This window comes from Oligoflexus sp. (genome assembly GCF_035638955.1).
GTDB lineage: Bacteria > Bdellovibrionota_B > Oligoflexia > Oligoflexales > Oligoflexaceae > Oligoflexus.
Window position 1 is genome coordinate 36,527 of record NZ_DASQYZ010000487.1, and the last position, 6,381, is coordinate 42,907.

Sequence of the window (6,381 nt, forward strand, 5' to 3'; positions counted from 1 at the left end):
TCCTTATGATCCTGCAACGCCTTCTGCCAGCTTTTCTGTGGGTCATGGCTATCCTGCCCTTTGAGGCACGAGCTCTCGACATGACAGCGGATCAATCCAAAAAACTCGAAGTGCTTATCAAACAGGTGAATGATTGGGCGAAAAATCCGGAGCTGGTCGCCGCTGTTCGCGATTATAATAGCAAAGGCCGCGCGAGCACCCAGGATATGGATCAGGACAAGTGGGCCACTCTCACCATCATGGATCCCATCGTCAAGGATCTACGTTCCAATGCAACAGCCAAATTCCTGCAGAATAAAAAATCAGAAGTCATGTCAGAAGGGTTTGTATCAGGCGCCGATGGAACCAAGGTGGGTTTTCTTTCGAAAACCAGCAATTGGTCCCACAAAGGCAAGCCTAAACATGATGAACCCATGGCCGGAAAAACCTGGATCGGGCAGCCGGAAAAAGATGCGTCTACTGGTTTGAGTCAGGTGCAATTTGCGTTGCCGATCCTGGATGCGGGCCAACCCATCGGTTCGCTCGTTATAGGCGTGGCTGTCAACAAGCTTTAAAAAGGCAGCACTTCATGAGGTCCAGATCCATCACTCTGCGTTGGTGTGCACTTCTGAACCTTGTGACCAGCTGTCACAGCGTGTCCTCGCGTCCGCATGTGCAGACCCTCGTAAAGCCGGGCCAGGAATTATCTCTGCGCGCGGCGCTCCCTACCGACGCATTCCATGGCATCCATGAGCTCGTGGTCTTTGGTGATAGCGTATCCGATACAGGGCGCTTGCACGATCTCAGCTTTGGTCTTTATATGCCACCTGAAATCTACTGGCAGGGCCGTGTGACGAACGGACCCAACTGGACGGATTATGTGTGCGGGGCCTTGCCCTGTCGCCAACAGAATTTTGCTGTGGCGGGTGCTCCGTCTCGGCTGGATTCCATTCCTATGCGCTGGTTTTTGCGACCGCTCGATACGCAGGTGGACGAATATCTCAGTGCAGCGCCTCGCACCGACCCAAGTGTGGCCGTGATTTGGATCGGCGCCAACGATTATCTCAGCGACCATGAGATGCGCCCTGATAAGGTGCGGGATCACATCCAAGCCTCAGCGCGTGTGCTCCTCCAGGGGCCCGTCCAGCGGCTTGTTATCAGCACCATGGCGCAGTTGGGCTCACTCTTGAAATCGCCCGCTTCGGCGCATCCGATACCGGTGGACCATTATCGTGAGGTCACCCGCGCCCATAATCAGAACATGAGAGCCTTGATTCAGGACCTACAGCAGGAATTCCCCAGCAAATCCATTGCGCTGTTTGATGCTTATGAAATCAATCAGGCGACGCTGGACAGACCTGATGACTATGGCTTTACCAGTACGACCGAAGCCTGCTATCAGGGCGACTATCGCGGCAATTTTTATGGTAAAGCTGATTTTTGTGCGGATTATTTTGGGGTAAAATTCTGGGACTACACGCATCCCAACAGCCGGATGCACTGCTACTATGCGGCGCGCTTTCTCTTGTCCTTGCATGAAGCGGGTTGGCTGCAGACCGTTGATGCGGATAAGGCCTACGCGGCCTGCCGCCAGCTTCCTTAGGACTCAATCCCAGTCGCGAACTTCGATAATCCAGATGATGCTGAAGTCGTCATCGTCAAGCGAGCGCATTTGAAGCACCTGCTCATTCAGATCCAGCGATTCCACGCGCATGTTCTCGCCTTGAATGATGAGCTCACCCTGACTCAAGGCCGTCTGTACGAGACGCTGAAATTCCACTCTGTTCAGAATGATGTGTTCCCTGCATTTGGAACCTGTCGAGCCACCGATGGCGCCGCCGGCCAGAGCCGGACTCGAACAGACAAGGGCCATGCACAACCAAAAGACTTTCATATCAATCTCTCCTGACCCTTGAGGATATTAAACAGAGTTCCAAAAAAAACCAGAACGTCGCCCCGATTGCTCTTGTCGCCAATGATGGCGAAAGCGTCCTCGCAGAATTTGGCTTCGAGGTCCGCGAGTTTCAGCGCGGCTTCCTTGTTGAGGGATTCCCAGCCCACATAGGCTGCCGATGCGCCTTTGAGCTCATCATTTTTGCGGGAACACATGCTTATAAACGTAGCCAGAGTGCGGCGGGCATGGGCGAACGAGGAACTGCCCACGTCCTGATCCAAAATCCATTTATCCCCTTTACGGGTCAGGACGCCCGAGGCCACGACATCTTCGAAATAAGGCAGGAGACCCTGCCCAAAGGCTTCAACCACGTCCTTCTCATCGACACCATGAACATAACTCGCCAGAACCAGCACCTTGAGATGCTCCTCGGAATGCAGGAATCTGGCCAGATCATCTTCCGTGGTGCGATAGCTGACATTCACCACAAAGCGTTTGAGCGCTGGCCAACGACTGCCGACAAAATCCCGCAGTTCCGCTTCCGGCATGATGATCGAGGCGATGGCAATGGCCACTTCCTGGGAAGGGTCCACTTCGCCCTGGGCCACACGCCGCACCGTGGAATAGCTCACTGACGACAGACGGGCCAGCATCTGCAGGCTCCGCGTGTGCCGTCCATCCAGCCAGCGGGAGATCGCGGCGGCCAGTGATTGAGCGGTCGTTGTCATAGGTCGAAGATCTTCCCTGGATTCAAGATGCCCTGGGGATCAAACACAGCTTTGATCTTGCGCATGGTCGTCACAACTTCCTTGGGTGCACAGAAATGCAGGTCGGCCTTTTTCAGGACGCCGATGCCATGCTCCGCGGAAATGCTGCCGCGATATTTTTCAACGAGTTTGAAAACCTCAAGCTCGGTTTCACGCGTGAGTTTGCGAAAGGCTTCATAGTCCATGCTGGTGGGTCCTGAGTAGTTCAAATGCAGATTGCCATCACCGATATGACCAAAGAGGAACATCTGCACGTCCTTGACGTTGCCCAGAACCTTTTCCATTTCCTTGATAAAGGGCGGCAGACTGCTGATCGGCAGCGCGATATCATTTTTGCGAACGAGGCCTTCCATCGACACGGATTCGCTGATCAGTTCGCGCAGGCCCCAAATATTATGGAATTCAGATGAACTGGTGGCAATCACGGCATCGCTGATCAGACCGCGTTCAAAGGCTTCCTCCAGGAAGGGCTCCATGGGATCCTTGGCGCCCTCGGGCTGCTTTTCAAATTCCAGCAGGACATAAAACGCATGCTTGTCCTGAAACGGATTTTGCCTTTGCGTTTGGTGCTTCAAAACAAGGTTCAAACACGCTTTGGTGAAAAATTCAAAGGCCGTGGGATGAATCCCGCGCAGGTTCACAAGACCGAGCAGCTGTGTGATCTTTTCAAAACTATCGGTGGCCATGCAGGTCAGCCGCAGATCCTTCGGCAGCGTCACCAGCTTCATCGTCGCCTTGGTCACGATGCCGAGGGTTCCCTCGGATGCGACAAAGAGCTGCTTCAAATCGTAGCCGATATTATTTTTCCGCAAATCATAGTTCAGATCGAGCACCGTGCCGTCGGCCAGGACGACCTCGAGCCCCAGGACCTGCTCACGGGTGCCGCCGTAGCGAATGAGTTTCAAACCACCCGCATTGGTGGCGATGTTGCCACCCAACTGGCAGCTGCCTTTCGCGGCCAGATCCACAGGATAAAAAAGACCAGCGTCTTTTGCCGCTTTTTGCAGGGTTTCAATGATGACGCCCGCTTCGGCGGTTACGCTCATATTGATCGGGTCAATGCCCAGGATCTGATTCATTTTTTCCAGGGAAATCACGAGCTCCAGATGCGAGGCATTGGCCGCACCCGCCAGACCCGTTCGGCCGCCACTCGGGACGACGTTGATTTTATGCTCGTTGCAGTAACGCAGGATCCGACTGACCTCGTCTGTGGTTTTAGGAAAAACCACCGCGAGTGGATTGGGAGTGGAACGAGTCCAATCCTTGCCGTAAACCTGCAAATCATCGGGTTTTACGGTTAAACGCGAGTCGGTAACGATGGCTTTGAAGGCTTCAAGGTGCGCGGCGTTCACGGCATATCCTTTCATGAGGCTTAGGCCCAGGATCTTAGCAGGGAAATTTCCTTGAGCCTAGCGTGTTCCAGGGGCGTTTCAGTACTTCTCGAGAATCTCGTACAAAGCCTGATCCTGGCGTTTGCGAAACTCCGCCACAGTGGGTTGGTTGCTCGGACTTTGCCCGTTATTCAAGATGGCAAAAGCCAGCATGCCGTGTTTGGGATGGCCCATATATCCGGCCAGACTCGACACCGATACAGGTTGGGAAAGCGTACCCGTTTTGGCGCGAACAAGACCCTGAATGTCCCCGCCGCCCAGATTTTTAAAGCGTTTTTCCAAGGTCCCGGTCAGGCCTGAGGAGGGGAAGCTGGCTAGAAATTCCGGATAGAGTTGCATGTTCCGCTGCATATAGACCAGGACTTTGACGATCTGTTCCGCACTGAAGCGATTGCGATTGTCCAGGCCTGAGCCATTGATAATTTCAAATTTATCCTTGATGCCGACTTCATCTCGCAGAAAGCGTTCAATGGCCTGCACACCATTTCGTAGGGTGCCGCTGCCGTCGCTGTTGGGTGCGCCCCGTTCCGGAAAGGCCGCGCCCAATCGTTTGACCAGCATGTCCGCAATAAAATTATTGGAATAATGATTCAGGCCACGCACGATAAAGCCCAGATCGTAGCTTTCCAGAGTATAAAGCAAGCGTGCTGAGACCGGCGTGGAACCTTCCTTCACCTTGCCATGAATCATGATGCCCGAAGCCGTGAGAAAGGATCGCAGCTGCTCACCGCCTTCCTCGACCGCATCACCCATCGAGCGATAAACCTTGACCATAGGCGCCTGGGTGCCGATGGTTCCGGACACCACAAGGGAGGATTGATTCCCACGACTCTGCCTCACGGCTTGAATGGAGCTTTTGCTGCCGCTGGTCGTGTTCGTGTTATTCACGAGCGGGAGATTGGGTATGGGAAACGGATCAAATTCAACGCGCCCCTTCATTCCAGGATCGTTACCGGGTGAAACAGCGATCGGCAGAGTATTGAAATTCAAACCAAAAGCACTGACCGGCGCATCATAGGCTCGATCGGATGACGTGATGCCGTCCTGCCTGGACGAGTCGCGCTTTTCATTATCGAAGAGATCGTTGTCGATGATGAGATCACCGCTGAAACTTTTGACTCCAAGATGACGAAGATCGGCCGCGAGTTGCCAGAGTTTTTCACTGATGACCAGGGGATCGCCGTCGCCCTTCACATAAAGATTGCCCTGAATCATTTCGCCACTGCGCATGCCGCTATAATAGAAACGGGTTTTAAAGGTATGAGCAGGACCAAAATAATGCAGCAGCGCGGCTGAGGTAATCACTTTCGTGACGGAAGCCGGCGTGAGAGCCCGCTCCGGGCCGCTGGAATAAACCACTTTCCCATCACTGAGACGTTGCACCAGAATGGATTCAACGTTGCCATTCATATTCGTGAGCGAGGAGGCAGGCTTGGCAACGCCTGTTCCAAAGACAGCAATCAAAAGAAGTCCAGAGATCGAAGGTAAACGCATGAGGCATCCTTTCCGCAGGCCGTACCGAATTCCGGCCCATTATAACACCGCGCTAGGAAAAGAGCACATGCCATTCAGATGTGTTAAAACGCCCGCCAGGCTTCGGATTTGCGTTGCGATGGGGCTCCCACGATTATGACTGTCCACAAAATGCGAAGGTCGCCAGGCAACGTCGTGCTGTGGTATGCGCCTGGCTTCGTGAAGAAAACGACTTTCTCTTGATGGCCAACATGGTGATGGCCAAACGCCACCACGCTGAATTCATATCCATTCGATTGACTCCGAAGTCGGCAAAGAATCTGTGTTTCTTGCAGCTATCATGCGATTGCCTGGCCAGGTAGTCAACTTGATGAATTATGAAATAAGCGGAAAGATTCCAATGCAATCATGATGTTCGCCCCTGTATGAAAATTGGGCGGAAAAAATTCCGTCAAGCCGGCACGCAAATGACCGAAATATTCAGTGAAAAGCGCCGTTGGTATGCCTGGTTTATGACGGCGTCCGCCTTGGTCTGCTGAGGTCTTATCCTCTTCACGCCTGTTCAGGTTTTTGCGCACTATACCCTATATTTTCATCCTGTGTTAGCCACCGGCATGCTATTTATCGGGCATGCTGTTTATAACGCACGCCGCAGTGGGCAGCAAAGTGCAAGGACTTTCATCTTCTTTGCGCTGATCCTCTTTATCGAGTCAGACCGTAATACTCCAACCATAGCCCGTCCCGAGTCAGCGAGGGGACAGACGGGTTTGGTTGGAGATATAAGGGCTGCCGCCATCTCCCAGGTCGGAGATAATTTTGTTTTTTCTTTGCTGCCGCATGATGTATGGTTGTGATGAAAGAAGGCCATAAAAGATGA

6 protein-coding genes are annotated in these 6,381 nt (G+C 53.2%); 2 read left to right on the plus strand and 4 right to left on the minus strand.

All coding sequences use genetic code 11. From position 1 onward, the window contains the following. Positions 1-5: 5 nt before the first annotated feature. Both VE954_RS39750 and VE954_RS39755 read left to right on the plus strand, forming a co-directional pair. Complete coding sequence (locus VE954_RS39750; protein WP_324963668.1) at positions 6-554, plus strand: PDC sensor domain-containing protein; 549 nt, start codon at positions 6-8, stop codon at positions 552-554. 14 nt (positions 555-568) lie between these two features. Then, positions 569-1,582, plus strand: a complete 1,014-nt coding sequence (locus VE954_RS39755) for an SGNH/GDSL hydrolase family protein (RefSeq protein ID WP_324963670.1) — start codon at positions 569-571, stop codon at positions 1,580-1,582. Positions 1,583-1,585: 3 nt separating this feature from the next. On the opposite strand, the gene VE954_RS39760 is transcribed toward VE954_RS39755, so the two are convergent. The 4 genes from VE954_RS39760 to dacB all read right to left on the minus strand — a co-directional run bounded on the left by VE954_RS39760 (position 1,586) and on the right by dacB (position 5,525). After that, positions 1,586-1,873: a hypothetical protein gene (locus VE954_RS39760; RefSeq protein WP_324963672.1), complete on the minus strand. Its 288-nt coding sequence runs from the start codon at positions 1,871-1,873 to the stop codon at positions 1,586-1,588. Further along, positions 1,870-2,601, minus strand: a complete 732-nt coding sequence (locus VE954_RS39765; protein WP_324963674.1) for a helix-turn-helix transcriptional regulator — start codon at positions 2,599-2,601, stop codon at positions 1,870-1,872. The genes VE954_RS39760 and VE954_RS39765 overlap by 4 nt, the downstream gene beginning before the upstream one ends. Continuing rightward, on the minus strand, positions 2,598-3,992 hold the full coding sequence (locus tag VE954_RS39770) for an FAD-binding oxidoreductase (RefSeq protein WP_324963676.1): 1,395 nt from the start codon (positions 3,990-3,992) through the stop codon (positions 2,598-2,600). Before VE954_RS39770 ends, VE954_RS39765 begins: the two co-directional genes overlap by 4 nt. Before the next feature lie 78 nt (positions 3,993-4,070). After that, on the minus strand, positions 4,071-5,525 hold the full coding sequence (dacB, locus tag VE954_RS39775; RefSeq protein ID WP_324963678.1) for a D-alanyl-D-alanine carboxypeptidase/D-alanyl-D-alanine endopeptidase: 1,455 nt from the start codon (positions 5,523-5,525) through the stop codon (positions 4,071-4,073). Positions 5,526-6,381 lie beyond the last annotated feature (856 nt).

What these genes read in the sequence shown, in the direction of transcription:
- VE954_RS39750 (WP_324963668.1), top strand. Translation starts at nt 6, where the DNA reads ATGATCCTGCAACGCCTTCTGCCAGCTTTTCTGTGGGTCATGGCTATC.
- VE954_RS39755 (WP_324963670.1), top strand. Translation starts at nt 569, where the DNA reads ATGAGGTCCAGATCCATCACTCTGCGTTGGTGTGCACTTCTGAACCTT.
- VE954_RS39760 (WP_324963672.1), bottom strand. Translation starts at nt 1,873, where the DNA reads ATGAAAGTCTTTTGGTTGTGCATGGCCCTTGTCTGTTCGAGTCCGGCT.
- VE954_RS39765 (WP_324963674.1), bottom strand. Translation starts at nt 2,601, where the DNA reads ATGACAACGACCGCTCAATCACTGGCCGCCGCGATCTCCCGCTGGCTG.
- dacB (WP_324963678.1), bottom strand. Translation starts at nt 5,525, where the DNA reads ATGCGTTTACCTTCGATCTCTGGACTTCTTTTGATTGCTGTCTTTGGA.